Genomic DNA, 19,738 nt, shown 5'->3' with positions numbered 1-19,738 from the left:
CTGGGGGTACGGGCGCGGCAAGCGCAAGGTGGAGGGAACAGATCCCACTCACCGAGGTAGGTCTTTTGCGATGACCGAGATCCCCACCGCCGATGCCGAGGGCGCCACCGAGCCCGCATCGGCGAGCACTTTGCTGGCTCGATACCTGCACCGACAGCGCGAGACGATCATGGATGGGCAGATCGCGGCCTGCGCCCACGATGACCCGGATGCAGTCGCCGACATGGTCATCGCCGCCCGACGCGCCCGGGGCGCGCTGGCCGCCCACCGGCAGACCGCTCGCACCCAGCCCGAGGTGCACCGGCTCATCGAGGAGTTGCGATGGTTCGGCATCACTGTCGGCGCCGCACACGAACTCCGGACACAGGCGGCATGGCTGCTCGCCGCAGCGGATCTGCTGCGACCCCGCTATGTGCGGGGTCCGGTGCGTGCCCGGATCAGCGGGTACTTCGCCGACCGCACCCGACCGGCGTGGATCGCGGGTCGAGAGCTTCTCGCCTCGCCACGATTCCCCACGATGGTCGAAGATCTGATGGCCGAGGAACGGCTGCTGTGCGGTGGTGTGGTGCCAGGGATCGACGACGTCGACAACACCGTAGTGCTCGAGGCGCTGCTCGAACGGGTCAGGTCGCGAATGCGTGCCGTGGAGTCCGCGCGCGGCGAGGATGCGCGCGATGCGGCGATGCACGGGTTGCGCAAGGCGATCCGCCGCACCCGCTACTACCTGGAAAGCGTCGACGATGTCGCTCCGGCGCGCACCGAACAAGCATGCCAGGGCCTGGCAGCGGTGCAGGACCTGCTCGGTGGCCACCAAGACGCGGCCGTGGCCAAGCATCATCTGATGCAGATCACCAGGGAAGCCGAGAACGCCGGGGAGTCGGCATTCACCTACGGGCTGCTGTTGCAGCGCGAGATCGATCGGGCCGCGCAGTGTTCGGCGGCGTTGCCCTCGGCGTACTGGCAGGCCCTGCGTGGTGCCCGGGTGATGGCCGATGTGCACCTGGGTTCGGCGAGCGGGTGAGGCTCAGTTCAGTGGCACCGACCACACCAAGGTGGTGCCGCCGTGTTCGTCGGCTGTGATGGAGAAGGTGCCGCCCATGTCGCGGGCGCGGGCGGCGAGGTTGGCCAGGCCGCTGCGGCGCGTGGCCTCGGGCGCGATACCGATGCCGTCGTCGGTGACCTCGATCGAGACCTCGTCGCCGACCACCAGCTCCACCGCGACGGCGTCGGCCTTGGCGTGGCGCACGACGTTGCTCACCGCCTCCCGCAGCACCGCTTCGACGTGGTCGGACAACGGCGGTTCCAGGACGGTGACCGGGCCGGCCAGCCGGACGGTGGTGCGCAGGCCGGTCTCGGCGGTCATCTCGGTGATGATGGCGTGCAGTCGTTTCCGGTAGGTCGGGGAGTCGGTCGACGCCCTGTTCTGTAGATCGAAGATCGAGTAGCGGATGTCCTGGACGATGGCTTGGATGTCGTCGATGGTTTCGTCGAGGCGGCCACGGATCTCGCTGGTCCTGGCCCGCTGCATCGTGCCCTGCAGGGACAGACCGACGGCGAAGAGCCGTTGGATGACGTGATCGTGCAGGCCGCGGGCGATTCGATCGCGGTCGGCGTAGACGTCGAGCTCCCGCATCCGGCGTTGGGTGTCGGCCAGGTGCAGCGCCACCGCCGCCTGGTCGGCATAGGTGGTCATCGACGCCTGATCGACCGCGTCGAGGCGGCGAGCACCGGCGGGAAACACCGATGTCAAAACGCCGGTCACTGCGCCGTTCGCGCGCAGAGGCAAGGTGAGTACCGCACCGACGTCGTGGAAGGAATCGAAGATCGGGTTGCTGGCGGGGCATGCCTCGCCCGAGACTGTCCGTCCGGCGCGGAACGCTTCGGACGAGTGCGGGTCGTCGAGCGGGATGTGCTTGCCGATCAGGTTCTCGGCATCGGTGCCTGCCGCGGCGACGACGACGAGTTCGGTGATTTCCTCGTGGGGGATGTCGGGGTCTTCGGGCAGTGCGAGGTAGGTACATGCCGAGCCGGTCAGTCCGTGGCCGCGTTGGGCGACGAGTCCGAGCACATCCCCGGAGGGGCTACCGGCGAGCAGTTCGGTCGCCACATCGCGGATGGCTTCGAGCCACTGCTGGCGTACGCGTGACTGCTCGTAGAGGCGAGCGTTTTCGATCGCGATACCCGCGGCGGCGGCCAGTGCCCGCACCACCACCTCGTCGTCGTCGGTGAACTCCTGCCCGCCGGCCTTCTCGGTCAGATACAGGTTGCCGAAGACCTCCTCACGCACCTGCACCGGCACACCGAGGAAGGTTCGCATCGGTGGATGGTTGGCGGGAAACCCCACCGAGGACGGGTGATCGGAAAGGTTGGCCAGCCGAATGGGTTTGGGTTCGGCGATGAGCAGGCCGAGTACACCGTGCCCGCGGGGCAGATCCCCGATCAGCACCCGAGTCCGGTCGTCGATGCCCTCGTAGACGAACTCGGCGAGCTCGGTGCTGTCGAGGTCGGTTTCACGCACACCGAGCGCACCGTAGCGGGCGTCGACGAGTTCGATCGCGGTGTGGACGATGGTGCGTAGCGTGTTGTCGAGGTCCAGCCCGGCGGTCACCACGAGCATCGCTTCCATCAACCGGTCCATCCGGTCACGAACATCGACGATCTGGGCGATCCTGTCCTGCACTTCGCTCAGCAGTTCACGCAATCGCAGTTGAGACAGGGTGTGGGTTACCGGCGGAAGGCCGCTAGCCGCCGACGAGTCGTCCATGCGGCGATTCTCGCATGGACGTTTCAGGCGGTGCCTGCGGTCATCGGTGCTGCGTCGAGCCGAGGTCGGCGGCCATGACCGCGGCCTGGGTCCGCCGCTCGACGCCGAGCTTGGTCAGCAGTCGCGACACGTAGTTCTTGACCGTCTTCTCCGCCAGGAACATGCGCGCGGCGATCTGCCGGTTGGTCAAGCCCTCGCCCAGCAAGGAGAGCAGGGTGCGTTCCTGTTCGGTCAATGTGGCCAGCGGGCCGGTCTCTTCCTCGGCTTCGGAGCGAAGCTTGGCCATCAGCGCCGCGGCGGCGCGGTTGTCGAGCAACGATTTGCCCTCGCCGACCTCACGCACGGCGTTGATCAGCTCCAGGCTCCGGATGTCTTTGACGACATAGCCGCTGGCACCGGCCAGGATCGCATCGAGCATGGCCTGCTCGTCGGTGAACGAGGTCAAGATCAGGCACCGTAAGCCGGGCACGGTCGAGAGCAGTTCGCGGCACAACTCGATCCCGTTGCCGTCGGGCAGGCGGACATCGAGCACCGCGACGTCGGGCCGCAGCGCGGGGATGCGGGCCAGGGCCTGCGCGCAGCTACCTGCCTCGCCGACGACGTCGAGATCGGGTTCGAGCGCGATCAGGTCACCCACGCCGCGCCGGACGATTTCGTGGTCGTCGACCAGGAACACCTTGGTCATCGCGGTTCCTTTCGTGGATGTGTTGTCGACAGTATTCCCAATTGTCCCCGGATTGTCCCCGGCCGCCGGGGACAATCCGGGGACAAATCGGGCAGCACGGCTCGGCATGATCATCGCGGTGTCCTCGGCAGGGTGGGTTCGGTCGTGGCCAGCTGTGCAGCCCGTTCGCAGGCCGGCGGCGATTGCTTCGGCGACCGCAGCGGTGTTGCCGAACATGGATTCATAGACGATCTGTGCTCGCATCATCGTTCTCGTTTCAGCGTCGTGAGATCGGTGCGGTACGGCAGCGGCGGGGCGCCGAGCGCGGCCACCGCGACGGCCAGGATCACACACACCGGCTGCACCCAGCTCAGTTCACGCAACACCAACAGCTGCAACAGAATCCAGACGATCAGTGCACACGCGGCGGCCATCGTCGTCTGCGGGGTGCGCGGGTCGCGGTGGGTGGCGGTGAGGGCGACAACGGTCATCGGCAGGCCGACCACCAGCGCCAAAGACACTCCAGCCAGGATCGGGCTCTGCCAGGGCAGCCGGTCCTGTGCCTCCGGGCCCAGGGTCAGAGCCCCGATGATCAGTCCGAGCGCCCCTGCGAGCGCCCACGTCGCCAGCAGCCCGGCGATCAGGCACAGCACGGATCGCCGTGGGTCGAGTCGCTGCAGGTAGGTCGAGATCATGCTCACAAGCCTGGCGTTTCAGCCCTGGTCGGGGGCAGGGTCGAAGGTCCCGCAGGTCGAGGACCAGCGTCTCGATCCGGTGACATACGGCCATCTTGTGCCGGTGGTGCACGCATCGGCCCCGAACGGCTGTTTCCCACCCTGGCGACCGCGATCGCGGCGTTACGCGAGGATTCAGGGCCGATGGCCCACCCCGGCAAGGACCTTGGCCCCTGACGCGCAGACCCGCACCAGACGAAGCTCGATATCGGCACGGCGATCGTGCCTCGATCGCGACGAGGAACAGGAGCGATGATGAGCGACAAACAACACGGGCCCACCGAACACCGCATCCAGCCGGTGCTGGCCGCGGTCGACGGATCGTCGAGTTCGTATCAGGCCGCGGCGTGGGCAGCGGTCGAAGCTACCCTGCACCATCTGCCGCTGCACATTCTCACCTCCGGTGCGGTGCAGACCGGGTTCGGGCCCGGCATATCGCTGGGTGAGGCGGATCTGGAATGGCTGCGCGTGGACGCCGAACGTGTCGTCGGGGAAGCCGAGCGGGTCGCTCGGGCCGCGGTACCCGACCAGGACCTCACGATCACCACCGAAGTCAGTTTCGAGCTGGCCGCCCCACTGCTGATCGAACGATCCCGGTCCGCACAGATCCTGGTGGTCGGCAGCCGCGGGCTCGGCGCGTTCGAGCGTGGACTGCTCGGCTCGGTCAGCCGGGCCGCGGCCCAGCATGCGCATTGCCCGGTGGCGGTGATCCACGGCATGGCCGCGATCGATCCGGTCTCGGCGGCGCTGCCGGTAGTGGTCGGTGTCGACGGCAGCGCCAACAGCATGCCCGCGGTGGAACTCGCTTTCGACGAAGCCTCGCGGCGCAAGGTGGAGTTGGTCGCGTTGCATGCGTTCAGCGATGCCAGTGCGCTGGATCTGCCCGCGTTCGGCTGGGAAGTCGGTCGGGTGTCGGCCGAGGCAGACCTGGCCGAGACCCTGGCCGGGTTTGCCGAGCAGTACCCGGACGTGCCGGTGCGGCGCATCGTGGTCGCCAACCGCCCGGTCCGATCGCTGCTCGACGAATCGGCGTCGGCGCAGCTGCTGGTGGTCGGCAGCCACGGTCGCGGCGGATTCTCCAGCATGCTGCTGGGGTCCACGAGTAACGCGCTGCTGCATTCGGCGGAGATCCCGACCATCGTGGTCCGCGACCGCAAATGAACGACTCCGGGCAGCGGCCCGGCGATACCGACGATCCCTCGTTTCGATCGGGTCCGTGGCGCCTAGGGGTATGTATCAGGGTGAGGCTCGCTTCTCGGTGAAGACATCGGTGAGTGGGCGACGCGGGGTGGGCGGTGGTTGGTCCTGCTCGGGAGCGACCCCGATCCGCACGATCACCTGCGGCACGCCGGGGTGACCGATCAGGCTACTCAGCAAGCGCCGTCCGGAGACCAGTTCGGTGATGTGGGTCAGCGCGCACGTCGATAGCCCGGAGGCGGTGCACTCGAGCAGCAGCGCCGAGAGCGCTTCGCCGGCGTGCAGCCACGTCATCGGGGATTCGTCGGTCGCGGTGAGCACGGCCAGATGGGCGCGGTCGCGCAGTTCGCCGCGCCGCGCCGACGGACCCGGTGTCGGGAAGTCGCGGGCGATGCCGACCCGGGCGCGTTCGGAGTCCGAGACCAACGCCGACGGCGGAACACCCTCGGCAGTATCGAGATGGCCTGCCCACCAGCCGATCTCGGCCTGATACCGCGGATCGTAGGCGCGCAGGGCACCAGACTGCTCGGAGGCCACGGCAAGGCGTGCGCGGGCGTCCTCGTCGAGCACATCGAGGGTGAGGTCATGGTCCTCCACGAGCGCGTCGAGGACCAGGCGCACCGAGGCCCACCCGAACGGTTCGGTCATCGGCAGCCGGTCGGTGTAGCGGCGTTGGATCGCTTCTGCGCGCCGGAATATCCCGATCGGCGGATGGGACCAGGGCTGGAACTCGAGGGTGGCCAGCAGATCGGGGCGGGTGGGGTCGGGCAACCGCACGACATCGGTGTGCCAGCAATGCGACGCGAACGCCGTCTGCACGTGGTGCAGGACGGCCCCGCAGCTGATCACCGCTTGACGGCCGTGCGGGTCGGCGGCGTAGAGGTGGCGTTCGGTGTCGCGCCACAGGTGCAGCCGGGTGCCGTCGAGCACCCACCGCCACGGCTGGGTGTTGTGGATCGACGGGGCCCGGCACCCGAGCTCGATCGCCGCCCGGATCGTGGGAGCGCCTGGGGCTCGGGGGACTGGTTCATCGCTCATATCTGCCAGTGTGATCTTCGCCGAGGGTGTGCCGAGACGGTCTTTGCACACCTTCGGCGGGGACCATATGCCCTGATCGGTGGGTCAGTCGTGGTGCACGACCATGACCGGGCAGTCGGCGTGTTGGACCAGCCAGTTGCTGGTCGACCCGAGCAGCAGGCCACGGAATCCGCCGCGGCCGCGGCTGCCGACGACGAGCAGTTGCGCGGTCTTCGACCAGTGGGCCAACCGTTCACGCGGCCCGTAGACCTCGATTTCCCGGCGCACGAGGACGTCGGGGAATTGTTCGGCCCACCCGGCGAGGCGTTCCGCCAGCAGCGCTTCCTCGGCGACGGCGAAGTCGTCGATCGGCATCTCGAGGTAGCTGGTGCCGCCGAATTGTCCCTGTGTCAGATCGCTCCACGCGTGGACGGCGACCAGCTCGGCGGCACGGAGGGAGGCTTCGGCGAACGCTGCGCCGATGGCGGGCTCACCGACGCTGCTGCCGTCGACACCGACGACGACGGGACCGCTGCGGCGATCGGGTTCGGGGCCGCGCACGATGACGACCGCGCCGTGCGCGTGCGAGGTCACCGCGAGCAGCGTCGAACCCAGGTGGGCGATCGCCCCCGCCGAGGCCGCTGCGCCCAGGACGACCAGATGCGCGTGCGCCGAGGCGTCGATGAGTGTTCGGGCGGGATTGCCGGGCGCGAGTTCGGTGGTCACCGTGAGCGAGGGTGCGACGGTCAGGGCGTACTCGCGGGCGGTGGCCAGCACGTGTTCGGCGGCAAGGCGGATGTCTTGCATCGTGGCGTAGATGAACGCGTCGTAGGCGCTGCGCGGTGTTCTGTCGGCGATCGGGTCGGTGCAGTGCACGATATGTAGCGTGCGGTCGCGGTCGGCGGCGAGGCGGGCGGCCCAGCGCACGGCGGGGACCGATCCGTTCGATCCGTCGGTGCCGACGACGACCGCGGCCGAGGCGGTGCGGTGGGGGCTGTCGCTGTGCAGGCTCTGGCTGTGGGAAGGCATGGTCGTTCTCCTTGGATCCGGTGAACTTGTTCACGCGGGGTGGACGATCGCGATGTCCTCGGGTGCGGCGCGCGGGCAGGCCCTTGTGCCACCGTGCCAGGTTCTGCAGGCGGCCGCGACGGACTCGGCGAGCGCGCCGCCGGTGTCTACGGTGTCAGCGTCGGGCCAGTCGGTGTCGCGGGCGGCCATCGCGTCGGCGACGTCGACGGTCGCGTCCGATTCGTGGCCGTGGCGTTGCCGGATCCGTTGGTGGGCCACTTCGGTGGGGCACTGGCACTGCAGCGCAACCAGTTCGGCGGCCAGCTCGGTCGCCAGTGCCTCGGCGCGGCGACGGTCGCCGGGATCGGTCCAGCTCGCATCGAGGATCACCGAGACTCCGCCGGCGAGCAGTTCACGTGCGCGGTCGAGGAGTTCGTCGTAGACCCGGCCCCGGTTGGCCGCGGAATATCGTCCGGCTCCGAATCGGCCGATGTCGCCGCCGATCTCCCCGGCTTGGGCCAGTTCCTTGCGCAGGTGGTCGCTGGACAGCACCACGGACCCGGTCCTGGCTGCCAGTGCCACCGCGACAGTGGATTTGCCGGTCCCGGGCAGCCCCCCGATCAGGGCCAGGCGTACTGCACCGCGGTCGAGGCGGTCCGCGGCGATTTCGAGGTGTTGGCGCAGGCGTTGACCGGCGGTCCGATCGCCTTGACCGGCGCGGATCATATCCACCTTCGCTCGTACCGTGGCCCGGTAGGCGATGTAGTGATCTCGCAGCGACGCCGGTGCGGGATCATCGGCCGCGCGAAGGTAGTCCGCGACAAGCTGGTCGGCCAGCTCGGGATGGCCCAGGAATTCGAAATCCATGGCGAGAAAGGCGATGTCGTCGAGCCGGTCGACACAGCGCAATCGATCGTCGAAGTCCAGGCAGTCGAGCACCCGGAAACCGTCGGGCAGATCGAAGATGTCTTCGGCCAGCAGGTCTCCGTGCCCGTCGAGCATGCACCCGCGGGCGATCCTGGCCTCCAACAGCGGGGTCCGGCCCTCGAGGTAACGCATCGCGCGGCGATCGATCCGGTCGAGCAGCGCGAGATCGACGAGGTCGGCCGAGCCTGCACGCAGCGGGTCCAACAGCGAGCGCCACCGGCCGCGCACAGCGCTGCAGGTGCCTGCCTGGTCGATGTCGGGGCCGTGTCGTGCGCCGTTGTGGAACTCGACCAGCAGATCGATCAGCGCCGCCAGCTCGGTCGCGGGCACGGTTCCTGCGGTGAGCAGCGCCGACAATCGTCGCTGCTCGGGCATGCGGCGCATGATCAGGACCGGTTCGGCGGGCCCGCCCTCGGGGTCGCTCAGGTGCGCGACCCCGAGGTAGACATCCGGTGCCAGTCGCGCGTTGAGCGTGAGCTCGCGGGCACAGGCACGTTCGCGCCGGGCCGGTGTAGTGAAGTCGAGGAAGTCGGTACGCAGCGACTTCTTCACCTTGTACGCGCGGTCCCCGCACAGCAGCACCACCCCGGTGTGGGTTTCGTGCACCTGCGCCGCGGGTGGGGAACTGGCCGATCCGGGTGCTGGTGTCATGAGGGCAGTACCAGAGAGGCCCCAGCGGTCGCACCGCCGTCGAGGACGAACTCCGAACCGGTGGAGAAGGTGGCTTCGGTGACGATGAACCCGACCATCGCCGCGACTTCTTCCGGCTCTCCGAAACGCGCAAGAGGTTGGCCGGCGACGACACTGGGATCCATGTCGGCGGTCATCGGGGTGCGGATCGGTCCTGGATGCACCGAGCAGACCCGGATTCCGGCCGCCCCGAGCTCGAGCGCGGCCGCTTTGGTCAGTCCGCGCAACCCCCACTTGCTGGCGACGTAGCCGGCGACGCCGGAGTAGCCGATGAGACCGGCGGTGGAGGACACGTTGACGATGACACCATCGCCGGCGGCACGCAGCCGCGGCGCGGCCAGGTGCATGCCCAGCCAGGAGCCCACGAGGTTCACATCCAGGACGTGACGGAACTGCGAGGGCGATTCGGACTCCACACCACCGAAATCGACGATGCCTGCATTGTTGATCAACACCGCCAGCGGCCCGAAGTTCGCTTCGGCGTCATCGAGTACCCGCCGCCATTCGCTTTCGTCGGTGACGTCGAGGTGGCAGAACATCGCCTGGGGTCCCAGGGCAGAGGCTGTGTCATGACCTTCGTGTTCGAGCAGGTCCGCGACGACGACGCCCGCACCGGCCTTGACGAGGGTGTGCACGACAGCCGCGCCGATGCCGCGTGCGCCGCCGGTGACGACGACGCTGCGTCCGTGGAGATCAGTAGCCATGATGATCGAACCTTCCTGTCGTGATGTGCGAAAGGGGAGTGTTCAGGCCGGCTGCGCGGGAGTCGCGGGGTAGGTGAGTGCGTAGTCGAGCAGGATCCGGCGTTCGGCGGAGGCGACGGCCCGCTCGCTGGCCTCGATGAGTTCCAGGCATGCTTCCAGCTCCCAGCGGGTGCGCACGAACGGGGTCATCACGTGCAGATCGGGGCTGCCAGGGGGCACCGGCAGACCCGCGGCGACGAGTTCGCCGAGGCTGGCGCCCTTGCCTCCGGCACGGTCGGCGTCGGCGAGGCGCAATCCACTGAACTCGGTGACGAATTCGCCCATCTCGGTTTCCTCGTTCCCGCTCGGATCCGTGTCTGCTTCCAGCCTCCGTCGGCACGCGCACACCCCGATACGGTCGAAGGTCCCGGTGGGGCGGGCATAAGGCCCCGACGAGTGCCCCACCCGGCTCGTGGGCGGTGGGCGTCCGTGCCACGCTGGTCTCAGCGCCGTCGCCACGCTGTGGGCCGAGGACCCACCTGCTCCACACGGACATCGGGCTGTACGACAACGGTTGGTCAGACCTACGATGCGGGAAGTACACGCTGACAACGACCGTGCCGAGCGTAAATCTCAGTCGGCAAGCGCTCGCGCATCACCGGGCCCCGCTCAGGTTCCATCTGAGGCAGCGCTCGAGCCGGTCGTCGCCGATGCCACCGCACGCCTGCGCACGGCGATCGCTGCCCTCGAGCACGGCTCCGGCGCGTAGCCGAGGTGACGACCAACGGCACCGGCCATGGGGCCGGTGTGCCCTGGTCGCCGTCTCCGCGGCCTGGTCGAATCGATGTGTCCGCTTCGACGACCAGGAGAAACCATGTCGACCAACCATGATCCGCTGGCCCCGACGGTCCACACGGCCCACGTGTGGCTGCGTGCGGTGGCCGACACTCTCGACACCGACGACCGCCGGTTCGCGCTGCGTGCACTGCGTGCATGGCTGCACACGGTGCGTGATCGGATCGGGGTCGACAGTTCGGCACACCTGTCGGCGCAGCTGCCCGAACTGCTGCGCGGGGTCTACTACGAGAACTGGGTGCCCAGCCATGTCCCCGTGCGGCACGGTGTGCGTGAGTTCTACGCCCAGTTCGCGCGCGAGGCCGGGATCGAGACCGCCGAGGTTCCCGCCGTTGTGGCGGCGGTGACCTACGCGCTCGACGAACAGTTCTCCCCGGGGCTGCTCGCCCGGATTTTCACCGGGATGCCGATCACGCTGTATCGCCTCCTGTACGGGGTGACATCCGATATCGCGGGCGAGCTTCGCCTGCCCGACGACATCGGCGCGCCCGATCAGCTGGCACCTGACCGTCTCACCCACCTCGAGCAGCACATGACGACGCTGACCGAGGCTGTCGTGGCACTTGCCCACGGGCTCGAGCAGTTGCCCACCGACTCCACCGACTCCACCCGCACGGCCGAGGCCGCGCGTCGCGCGCACGACCTGGTGCTGGCCGGTGGCTTCACGGCCGGTCGATGACCTGTTGGCCCTGCGACGACGAGGTTTTGCGATGATGATCCAGCAACACCCTGACCTTGACACCGTGCGTGCAGTTTTCGAGCGTGCGGCGCGGGCGCCGTCGCTGCACAACAGTCAGCCGTGGCGATGGCGCTGGGACGGATCGGGCGCGGCGCTGTATGTGGATACCCAGCGGATGCTGCCCGCGACCGACATGTTCAACCGCGAAGCCATCCTCGGCTGTGGAGTGATGCTGCACCATGCCGACATCGCCTGGGCTGCGGCGGGCTGGGACACCTTGGTGTCGCGCTTCCCGGACCCAACCGTTCGCGCGCATGTCGCCTCGCTGGAGCCTCGACACCCGCACGCACCCAGCGAACCCGAACAGCTGCTCGGTCGAGCGGTCGAGGCACGCTACAGCGACCGGATGCCGATGGACCCGCCACCGGAGTGGGCCACGACGCCGCAGGTACTGGAGTTCCTCGCAGGCAGATCCCACACGAACGTGACGTTTCTCGACGAGAACGGGGCCGGTGAGCTTCGCCGGATCTCGGAATTGACGGCGCGTCTACGCCGCTACGACCCCCAATACGGTTCCGAACTGACCTGGTGGACCGCAGGCCCGGATCAGGGCAACGCCGGAGTCCCCGCCGCGGCTCGGCTCTCGGCTGCCGACCGAGGCCATGCTCCCCTCGGCCGGGAATTCCCGGCCGGGACAGCTGAACCGGTCGGCGAGGACGTCGACGACGAGGCCAGGATCGCGGTCCTGTCCACCGAGGGCGATTCGGCCGCGGCGTTGCTCGACTGCGGATACGCGCTGTCTGCGGTGCTGGTCGAGTGCACTGTGCAGGGCCTGTCGACATGCACCGTCTCCCATGTCGTGGAACTTCCTTCGTCCCGGGCGTTGGTCGCCGATCTCGTCGGGCACCCCCACCCTCAAGTGCTGGTGCGGATCGGCGCCGCACGAACGCCACCACCCCCGCGGACTCCACGCCGCCCGATCGACAGCATCCTCGAGGTCGACACGTCCCGCGACGTCTCTGGAGTACATCGGCAAGACCAGTGACGGCTCGACACCGCCGACCGCCCGCCGCATCGAGAACGACTCCACCACGAGGTTCCGCTTCCGTAGCGGATCCGAGATAGAAAACGGAATCTGTCAGGGGTGCCGGATATGCTTGTGCCGCAAGTGATGGCACAAACCGCGTACCCTGGTCCCGATCCGGTCGCCGGTGTTGTCCTGCTCGCGGTGGCGGCGGGTTTGGTGGGTGTCGGCTGGGCTGGGATCAGGCGCGGGCGCGAGCTCTGTCGCGGGCCAGCGCCCGATCGCGATGCTCCTCGAACCTGGGGATCTTCTGCTGCTCCAGGTCGTCGAGGAAGGCGGCCAGGTGTTCTCTGGCTCGCTCTCCGCGGGCAGTGAAATCGCTGCGTTCGAAGATGCGCCATTGCCGCAGAACCGGATTCAAGACCTCTTCCAGATGCTGGCGCAGGTCGTAGACCCCGTGTTTGGCCATCAGCACGCCGTGGCGGCGGAAGTCGGGCATACCCGCACCGGGCATCTGGAAGTTACAAACGATGGTATCGATCGCTTCGATCGTCTGGTCGGGGATCAAGTCCAACGCCGCGGCACACACACTGCGGTAGAAGATCATGTGCAGGTTCTCGTCAGCGGCGATCCGTTGCAGCATCTTGTCGGCGATGTCGTCGCGGCACACCTTGCCCGTGTTGCGGTGGGTGACGCGGGTGGCGAGTTCCTGGAAACTGACATAAGCGACCGAATACAGCAGACCCGCACCGCTGTCGTTGTCGGATTCGGCTGTCCCCGCGGTGAATCCGTTGCTCATGTGTCTCATTCGCGCTGATTCGAGCCTGACCGGGTCCACGCCACGAGTGACGACGAGGTAGTCCCGGATGACGGTGCTGTGCCGCATCTCCTCGGCGGTCCACCGACCGACCCAGGTGCCCCAGGCGCCGTCGGGGGAGAAGTTCTGTGAAATCTCACGGTGATAGGAGGGCAGGTTGTCCTCGGTGAGCAGGTTGGTGATCATGGCTGCCTTGGCGACTTCGCTGAGTGCGGACTGCTCGGGATCCCAGTCCGTTCCGCCGAGCATCGCGAAGTTGCGGCCCTGGTCCCAGGGGATGTAGTCGTGGGGGTGCCATTGCTTGCTCATCCGCAGATGGCTGTTGAGGCAACTTTCGGCGACCGGTTCCAGCTCGGTGAGGATCTCACGTTGTGTCAGATCGCGGTGCATTGTGGTGGTTTGTCCTTCCGCAGTCGATGAGACGAATACCGGTGACGATGGTGGTCTCGATTTCGATGACCGAATCCATGGTCTTGTCCACCCATGGGGTCAGCATGCGCTCGTAGCGGGCGATCCGATCGGCGTCGGTGACCGGTCGTGCGAGCCCGGTCACCGTGACCGACCATCCGAGACGGTCGATGGGGTCGATGTCGTCGGCTTCGTAGGTGACCACCACCACGGAGTTGCCCCCGACCGCGGTGGTCAGCTTCGAGGTGACTCCGGTACGCACGATGACGGTGTCGTCGTGCTCGACCAGGTGATTGACAGGTCGCACAGCAGGCAATGCATCGCGCATGAACACGATCCGGCCGAACGGTGCCGAGGCAAGCAGCCCCAGGGCGGTGGCACGGTCGAGGTCGACGATGCGCCGGTCGGGTTCGGTGTCGTTCACGAGTCCGAGCCCGCCTGTGCGGTGTCGCAGGCAGCTACGGACATGCCGGCCTGAGAAGAGGTCGGCGACATCGGCTCGACGAGGCTCAGGTCGCCGTCGTAGCGGCGGTACAACAGCCGCCCGCGCCGGTCATAGGCGTCGGAGTAGAACAGAAACGGTAACCCATAGGCGCACAGGCGATCCGCGGCCTCGAGGTCGGTGAGCTGCAGTGGGGCATGGGAATTGACGGTGATCGCCATAGCGTGCGACGCCGCGGGAAGCTGCATCCGATGCTGGCGTGCAAGCCGGACACCCAGTGGGCCCGCCCAGTAGACGATCGCGTCCTCGCCGGTCTCGGCGTCGGTGAACAAATGGGCGTCAAAGTCCATCGCGTCCATGACTCGCACCGAGGTCTCGACACTGGTGGTGGCCAGCTCACAGCGTTTGCGCCGGACGATCCGACCGAGCTCGGTCACCGCGGCGAGGACCGGACGCGACGGATCGGGCCAACGCCGCGATGCCGCGGTCTCAGGGTGTAGTCGTGTGAGCAGACGGTCCAGCCGCTCGGCGGCGATGGCCGCGGCGAAATCGCGCGGGCCGCTGATCTGCACACGGACCGGCTCGTCGTGCCGATAGGTGTTCACCTGGATCAGCAGGTGCGCGTCGGCATCGGATACGGCGGTGAGTCGCACACGCCCGCTTCCGATGGAGTGTCTGCGCAGTGCGCGACCGATCTGGCGTGCCGCGCGTGCGGCCGTGGTGGGGTCGACCGGACCGTGAGTGGTTACCGTCAGTCCTGAATGCAGATCAGGTAAAGGCTGTTCGGTGGTTGCCACGCGACCCGTCCCCACTTTCATGTCATCGATATCGGTGTGGTCTGTCTGCACCTACATCACCATCGCCTCACCCGTACTCCGTAGGGCTGAATGACACATCGTGGGAGGACCTTCGGCAGCGCCGACACCATCCGAACCGGTGTCGCTCGTGTTCGCCCGGAACCCGGCGACCACCGCGATGCGCCTGTGCGCGACGGCTGGACGCGAATCGGTCCAGCATCTGCCAGAACCTGGTGACGGGTGCGGACGGTTTCACCGGTAGAGCAGTTCGGCGCGCTGGTCGGGACCATGTTCTCTAACCATCCCGACCCTTACACGAGAGCATTGAGCCAGTGGCCGTGCCCACCATTTCCCTGTACGGCACGACCGCCCGGCTGTCACGTCTACTGCGAGGTCGACCGATGAGTGAGCTGCATCCCCTGGACTGGGGGTTTATGGAGTTGGAGGACACCGACCGGCACATCAGCCTGGGAATCGGTGCCGCTGCGATCGTGGAAGGACCGGCGCCGACGCGCGCCGAGTTCATCGCGTGGCTGCAGCAGCGACTCGACCGCTATGAACGCCTGCGCCAGCGAGTGCGCAGATCGCGGCTGGACCTGACCGCCCCGACATGGGAAGAAGACCCTCATTTCGATCTGGCACACCATATTCGCTGGACCGCGTTGCCCGCACCCTGTGACGAGTCGACGCTGCAAGAGCTCATCGCGACCGAATTGGAACAACGGCTCGACCGAGACCATCCGCTGTGGCAATGCGTCGTCGTCGAGCAGCTGAGCAGTAACCGCTGGGCATTGATCGTCAAAGCCCACCACAGCATGGTCGACGGAGTCTCGGGAATCACCTTGTTCGAGCAGCTGTGCGATCCACCCGACGACGGCCCCGCCACAGAGCCGAAACCGGCCCCGGTCCCATCGGGCAACGGTCTACTCGACCTGGTGGCCAAAGGGATCAGCCTGCCGGTCACCGCACCCCGCTTCGCTGTCGCGATGATGCGCAGCCTGGTTCCCGTCGTGTTCGCCGCTGTGACGCCGAGCCCCGCGTCGTCGTTGAACGGACCCATCGGGCAGCAGCGACGATATGTGGTCGCCAGGGCATCGATGACTGAAGTCCGCGAGATCGGGGCGGTGTTCGGGGTGTCGGTCAACGATGTGGCACTGGCCGCGGTCACCGGCGCCTACCGCACGATTCTGCACCAGCGCGGCGAGCAGCCGACGGCGGAAAAGGTACGCATTCTGGTGCCGGTGTCCACACGGCCCACCGACGCCACATTCGTGATGGACAACCGTATTTCGGCGCTCCTTCCGTATCTGCCGGTGGAGCTGGTCGACCCGGTCGAGCGGCTCCGCGCCATCCACCAACGGGTGTCTCATCATCGTGCGAGGGGCGAAGCCGAGGCCGAGAGATCGATGTTGGCGATGGCAGAAGCGTTGCCTTTCGCAGTAGGGGCGTGGGCCTTCCGGCTGGCCGGACACTTCCCGCAACACAGCGTCGCCGCACTGGCGACCAACGTGCCGGGCCCGCGCCGACAGCTGACCCTGAACAAGCGCGAGGTGCTGGAAATCTTGCCCTGCATCCCCATCGCGATGCGCCTGCGCACCACGATCGCGATCTTGAGCTACCACGACCGCTTGTTCTTCGGGATTACCGGCGACTACGACTCCACACCCGATATCGCCCTGATCGCCGAGGGTATCGAATCCGGTATCGCCCAGTTGCTGGCCCAAGCCCATCTCACTCGTATTTCCCGTGCCAGAGATTCAATCGAGTAGTCGCCGCCCCACAGGACGGATACACGGTAGATGGCGGTCGCCGGTCGAGAAATGCCACTGCGAGATGGTCGTCGGTACCGACGCCGGGCAGCGTAGCCGGCCACGGCGACACCGTCGATAGGCGAACAGCTGCCGGATCAATGCGACAGTCAGGTCACCACCTCGACAAGAAGCCCCTGATGGAAACTCTCGAACCCGCTAATCCGGTGCAGTTGCGCGGGGATCTGGACGAGCCGCTCTCACGCGGGCTGGTCCTGGTCACATGGTGGCTGCTGGCGATTCCCCACTATCTGGTGGCGTTGGCCATGACCGGCGGCGGCATCCCCCGGTGCCGACCATGCCGCCGAACGAGGCCTTGTTCAGCTCGTCCATGAACCGTTGCTGGGAATTGATGTCGCGCACCGGAAGCACCTGGGAGACCTGGGTCGCGCGCAGCGCGAAGCTGCCGCCGTCGAGATCGTCGATGGTTCCGGCACCACCATCGGTACCATCCCGCTCACGTACCGGGTCGCAGGCAATGTCACCGAAGGAAGTAGAGCAGTTGCGCGCTATCGCGAAGCGTTCCCCAGTCTTCTGATCGATCCGGGGAGGGGACGCACCCGCCGGCGGGAAGTAACGGCGGGTGCGCCGGATCAGGCGGTATCGGGTAGCGCGTGGCTGTGGACGAGTCCGCATCGCGAGGGCAGCTCGTGATGCGGCACCCGCCAGGCGTGTGCGAGGAAGCTCGGCGGGGTTGTCGGGTCCATTCGGTCGGCGAGCCAGAGCTGCCGTACCTGATCCAGTAGCGATACTTCCGTACCTGTCGTGAGAATTTCGTGACCGGACGAGCGGCCGGGACAACGGCAAACGGCCCTCGATGTCTCGGGGAGTCGACATCGAGGGCCGCAGTGAGCGGGGGTGGATCAGTAGGTGTACAGATCCCAGCCGCCGATGACCTCGACGCACTCCCACTGCGAGCCGCCGGTGATCGGCGAGTTGCCGTCGGCAGCGCACGCTTCGAAAGTGGCGTAGTTGCCGACCCAGCCGGTGTGCGCCAGCGGGGCGGCGGTGGCCAGCCCGGCACCCGCGGCGATGGAGCCCAGGGTGATGGCGGAGACGGCGATCGCGGTCTTGATCTTCATGGCTTTCCTTTCGTACCAACCCGGTGGCTCCCGGGCTGAGCCCATTCCATGTGATCGACCATGAGAATTTCATGATGGAAATGCGGCGGGGGGTGGGTTACCCTCGCTGCTCGTGCGTGTGTTGGTGGTGGAGGACGACGAGAAGCTGGGTCAACAGATCGCGACCGGGCTGCGAAAAGCCGGATTCGCGGTCGATCTGGCGCAGAGTCTCGCCGACGCGGATATGAACATCTCGGTGAATCGATATGACGTGCTCGTCGTCGACCGGGGTATGCCCGACGGTGACGGTGTGCAGTTGATCGCCGCCTATCGTTCTGCGGGCTACCGGGTACCTGCGCTGGTGCTCACCGCCCGTGACGGGTTGTCCGACCGCATAGCGGGATTCGAGCACGGCGCCGACGACTACCTCACCAAGCCCTTCGCACTCGCCGAACTGGCGGCTCGGGTGCGGGCGCTGTGCAGGCGTCGCGACAATCCCGCGCCGACGCGAGTTGTGCTGGGCGACATCGACATCGATCTGCCCCGTCGCCGGGTCCAGCGCGGCGGGATTCTGCGCACGCTGACACCGAAGGAGTTCGCGGTGCTGGAGCTGCTCGCCGCGCGGGCGGGCACGGTGGTGACCAGGTCGGAACTGATCGAGGCCTGCTGGGACGAGATGGCCGAGCCCAATTCCAATGTCGTCGACGCCGTCATGGCTGGTCTGCGTCGTAAACTGGGGCCGCCGCAGGTGATCGACACGGTTCGCGGCGCGGGTTTTGTCCTCGGCGGGGCGGCATGCGCACGCTGATCTCGACCTCCGATCCGCGGCCCGCGGTGGCACGTCTGCGCCGCACCCGCAATCAGCTCACCCTGCTGATCACCGCCATCACCGCCATCTGCCTCATCGTGCTCAGTGTCAGCGCCGCGGTGATCGACGCGCGCTCCCGCGACGACGCCTTGGACAGCGAGCTCGACCGGGTGCTGACCGGGCTCGTGCCGCGGGTCTATCTCGACGATGACGACGAGGTCGACACCTCGGAGCTGCCCGGCCAGGAGCTGGTCGGCGGCAAGATCGCGATCCTGGTGGTGACCCCGCAGGGCACCGGTGGGTGGACGGTGCACTACGGCCATCTGCGCTCGCACATGCCCGCGGAGAGCGGGATCGCCGCCATGGCCGACGCCGCGCTGCGCGAGCAAGGCGAGACCGTCTATCGGGACTCCATCGACAGCGCTGGGCGCGACGTGCGATTGGCCGCAGCCGCGTTCGGCTGGGAGGACTCCGATCGTGAGGGCGTGCTGATCACCAGCGGCGATCCCGATGGCTGGGACCGTGGGCGCGCACTGCTGCTGTGGGCGTTGGTCGTCGGTGGTGTCACCATGGCGATGGCGGCCGGGGTGGCCGGGCATCTGCTGTCGGGGCGGAGCATGCGGCAGGCGCTGACGATGCTCGACGAGCAGGAACGCTTCCTAGGTGACGCCGCGCACGAGCTGCGCACCCCACTGGCCACCCACCGTCTCGTCACCGCGCCGCGCCCTCGTTCGGCGGCGGAAACCGAGCAGGTGGTGGACAACGCAAGGGCGCTCGGCGCCAGGATGGAGCGGGTGGTGGCCGGGCTGCTCACGCGCGCCCGGATGCAGTCGGGCGTCACCAGAATGGAACGGGTGCAATTGCTGCTCGACCAGCTCACCGAATCGGTGATCGATGAGTTCGACGGTGCCAATATCGTGCTGCACGCGAATCCGACTGTAGTGGTGGGTGATCCGAGCCTGCTGAGCTTGGCCATCCGCAATCTGGTGGAGAACGCGCTCACCCACGGCTCGGTGAATCCGCGCGCGCCCGTCGAGGTGTACGTCGGTGAGGGGCGGGTGAACGTGCGCGATCACGGCACCGGGCTGGCGCCACAGCTGTCGTCGAATCCGTTCGAACGTGGCGTCACCGGTGGGCGTGGCAGCGGCATCGGGCTGGCGCTGGTGGCCTGGATCGCCGAACTACACAGTGGCACAGCGACTATCGAACCGGTCGCTGGTGGTGGGGCGATGGCGACCTTGCGGCTGCCGCCGCCCGGGTCCGCGCTCTAGGCGTGCTGTTCCGCCGCGACGGCTGAACGTGGAGGACTGGGCACTAGAGGAGCATCCGGCCGAAATCCGGCGCTAAGCGCCGTG

Annotated in this window: 20 protein-coding genes; 7 read left to right on the top strand and 13 right to left on the bottom strand. The window is 67.4% G+C overall.

The features are described 5' to 3' along the window. Positions 1-70: 70 nt before the first annotated feature. Complete coding sequence (locus ACFVAV_RS15450; protein WP_379035291.1) at positions 71-1,021, top strand: CHAD domain-containing protein; 951 nt, start codon at positions 71-73, stop codon at positions 1,019-1,021. A gap of 3 nt (positions 1,022-1,024) precedes the next feature. Here ACFVAV_RS15450 and ACFVAV_RS15445 read toward each other — a convergent pair whose 3' ends face one another. From ACFVAV_RS15445 to ACFVAV_RS15435, 3 genes are all read right to left on the bottom strand, one after another. Next, positions 1,025-2,764 carry a GAF domain-containing protein gene (locus ACFVAV_RS15445; protein WP_379035289.1) on the bottom strand — a complete coding sequence of 580 codons (1,740 nt, stop codon included), beginning with the start codon at positions 2,762-2,764 and terminating at the stop codon, positions 1,025-1,027. Positions 2,765-2,804: 40 nt separating this feature from the next. After that, entirely contained in the window at positions 2,805-3,449 is a 645-nt protein-coding gene (locus tag ACFVAV_RS15440; protein ID WP_379035287.1) for a response regulator, read from the bottom strand. 242 nt (positions 3,450-3,691) lie between these two features. Then, positions 3,692-4,123, bottom strand: a complete 432-nt coding sequence (locus ACFVAV_RS15435; protein WP_379035285.1) for a hypothetical protein — start codon at positions 4,121-4,123, stop codon at positions 3,692-3,694. A gap of 294 nt (positions 4,124-4,417) precedes the next feature. Between ACFVAV_RS15435 and ACFVAV_RS15430 the strand changes: the two genes are divergently transcribed. Continuing rightward, a complete protein-coding gene (locus ACFVAV_RS15430; RefSeq protein ID WP_379035283.1) occupies positions 4,418-5,323 on the top strand; it encodes a universal stress protein in 906 nt (301 codons plus the stop codon). Positions 5,324-5,398: 75 nt separating this feature from the next. Here the strand turns inward: ACFVAV_RS15430 and ACFVAV_RS15425 are convergent, their stop codons facing one another. The 5 genes from ACFVAV_RS15425 to ACFVAV_RS15405 all read right to left on the bottom strand — a co-directional run bounded on the left by ACFVAV_RS15425 (position 5,399) and on the right by ACFVAV_RS15405 (position 10,029). Then, entirely contained in the window at positions 5,399-6,397 is a 999-nt protein-coding gene (locus tag ACFVAV_RS15425) for an Acg family FMN-binding oxidoreductase (RefSeq protein WP_379035281.1), read from the bottom strand. Positions 6,398-6,481: 84 nt separating this feature from the next. Further along, positions 6,482-7,405, bottom strand: a complete 924-nt coding sequence (locus ACFVAV_RS15420) for a universal stress protein (protein ID WP_379035279.1) — start codon at positions 7,403-7,405, stop codon at positions 6,482-6,484. Positions 7,406-7,435: 30 nt separating this feature from the next. Continuing rightward, positions 7,436-8,962 carry an AAA family ATPase gene (locus ACFVAV_RS15415; RefSeq protein ID WP_379035277.1) on the bottom strand — a complete coding sequence of 509 codons (1,527 nt, stop codon included), beginning with the start codon at positions 8,960-8,962 and terminating at the stop codon, positions 7,436-7,438. Then, positions 8,959-9,705 (bottom strand): SDR family NAD(P)-dependent oxidoreductase, encoded by a 747-nt coding sequence (locus tag ACFVAV_RS15410; protein WP_379035275.1) that lies wholly within the window; start codon positions 9,703-9,705, stop codon positions 8,959-8,961. The genes ACFVAV_RS15415 and ACFVAV_RS15410 overlap by 4 nt, the downstream gene beginning before the upstream one ends. A gap of 42 nt (positions 9,706-9,747) precedes the next feature. Beyond that, positions 9,748-10,029 (bottom strand): hypothetical protein, encoded by a 282-nt coding sequence (locus ACFVAV_RS15405; RefSeq protein ID WP_379035369.1) that lies wholly within the window; start codon positions 10,027-10,029, stop codon positions 9,748-9,750. A 529-nt stretch (positions 10,030-10,558) separates the two neighbouring features. Here ACFVAV_RS15405 and ACFVAV_RS15400 point away from each other — a divergent pair. Continuing rightward, complete coding sequence (locus ACFVAV_RS15400) at positions 10,559-11,218, top strand: DUF2267 domain-containing protein (protein ID WP_379035273.1); 660 nt, start codon at positions 10,559-10,561, stop codon at positions 11,216-11,218. A gap of 64 nt (positions 11,219-11,282) precedes the next feature. Then, a complete protein-coding gene (locus ACFVAV_RS15395) occupies positions 11,283-12,263 on the top strand; it encodes an Acg family FMN-binding oxidoreductase (protein WP_379035270.1) in 981 nt (326 codons plus the stop codon). 220 nt (positions 12,264-12,483) lie between these two features. Here the strand turns inward: ACFVAV_RS15395 and ACFVAV_RS15390 are convergent, their stop codons facing one another. The 3 genes from ACFVAV_RS15390 to ACFVAV_RS15380 are packed head-to-tail and all read right to left on the bottom strand — an operon-like array spanning position 12,484 to position 14,481. Beyond that, complete coding sequence (locus tag ACFVAV_RS15390) at positions 12,484-13,449, bottom strand: acyl-ACP desaturase (protein ID WP_379035268.1); 966 nt, start codon at positions 13,447-13,449, stop codon at positions 12,484-12,486. Next, on the bottom strand, positions 13,424-13,891 hold the full coding sequence (locus ACFVAV_RS15385; protein ID WP_379035266.1) for a pyridoxamine 5'-phosphate oxidase family protein: 468 nt from the start codon (positions 13,889-13,891) through the stop codon (positions 13,424-13,426). Before ACFVAV_RS15385 ends, ACFVAV_RS15390 begins: the two co-directional genes overlap by 26 nt. Next, positions 13,888-14,481, bottom strand: coding sequence for a sigma 54 modulation/S30EA ribosomal C-terminal domain-containing protein (locus ACFVAV_RS15380; RefSeq protein WP_379035263.1), 594 nt, complete (start codon positions 14,479-14,481; stop codon positions 13,888-13,890). The genes ACFVAV_RS15385 and ACFVAV_RS15380 overlap by 4 nt, the downstream gene beginning before the upstream one ends. Before the next feature lie 626 nt (positions 14,482-15,107). Between ACFVAV_RS15380 and ACFVAV_RS15375 the strand changes: the two genes are divergently transcribed. Continuing rightward, positions 15,108-16,475, top strand: coding sequence for a wax ester/triacylglycerol synthase family O-acyltransferase (locus ACFVAV_RS15375; protein ID WP_379035261.1), 1,368 nt, complete (start codon positions 15,108-15,110; stop codon positions 16,473-16,475). A 258-nt stretch (positions 16,476-16,733) separates the two neighbouring features. On the opposite strand, the gene ACFVAV_RS15370 is transcribed toward ACFVAV_RS15375, so the two are convergent. After that, complete coding sequence (locus ACFVAV_RS15370) at positions 16,734-17,150, bottom strand: hypothetical protein (RefSeq protein ID WP_379035259.1); 417 nt, start codon at positions 17,148-17,150, stop codon at positions 16,734-16,736. 227 nt (positions 17,151-17,377) lie between these two features. Continuing rightward, entirely contained in the window at positions 17,378-17,596 is a 219-nt protein-coding gene (locus tag ACFVAV_RS15365; protein ID WP_379035257.1) for a hypothetical protein, read from the bottom strand. A gap of 112 nt (positions 17,597-17,708) precedes the next feature. On the opposite strand from ACFVAV_RS15365, the gene ACFVAV_RS15360 reads away from it, so the two are divergent. Then, a complete protein-coding gene (locus ACFVAV_RS15360; protein ID WP_379035255.1) occupies positions 17,709-18,383 on the top strand; it encodes a response regulator in 675 nt (224 codons plus the stop codon). Beyond that, positions 18,371-19,654, top strand: coding sequence for a sensor histidine kinase (locus tag ACFVAV_RS15355; RefSeq protein WP_379035252.1), 1,284 nt, complete (start codon positions 18,371-18,373; stop codon positions 19,652-19,654). The genes ACFVAV_RS15360 and ACFVAV_RS15355 overlap by 13 nt, the downstream gene beginning before the upstream one ends. The last annotated feature ends 84 nt before the right edge of the window (positions 19,655-19,738 follow it).

Origin of the sequence: Nocardia sp. NPDC057663, assembly GCF_042799895.1 — a bacterium.
Taxonomy (GTDB): domain Bacteria; phylum Actinomycetota; class Actinomycetes; order Mycobacteriales; family Mycobacteriaceae; genus Nocardia.
Note: the sequence above shows the minus strand (reverse complement) of the source record. Positions and strands in the feature narration are given on the sequence as shown.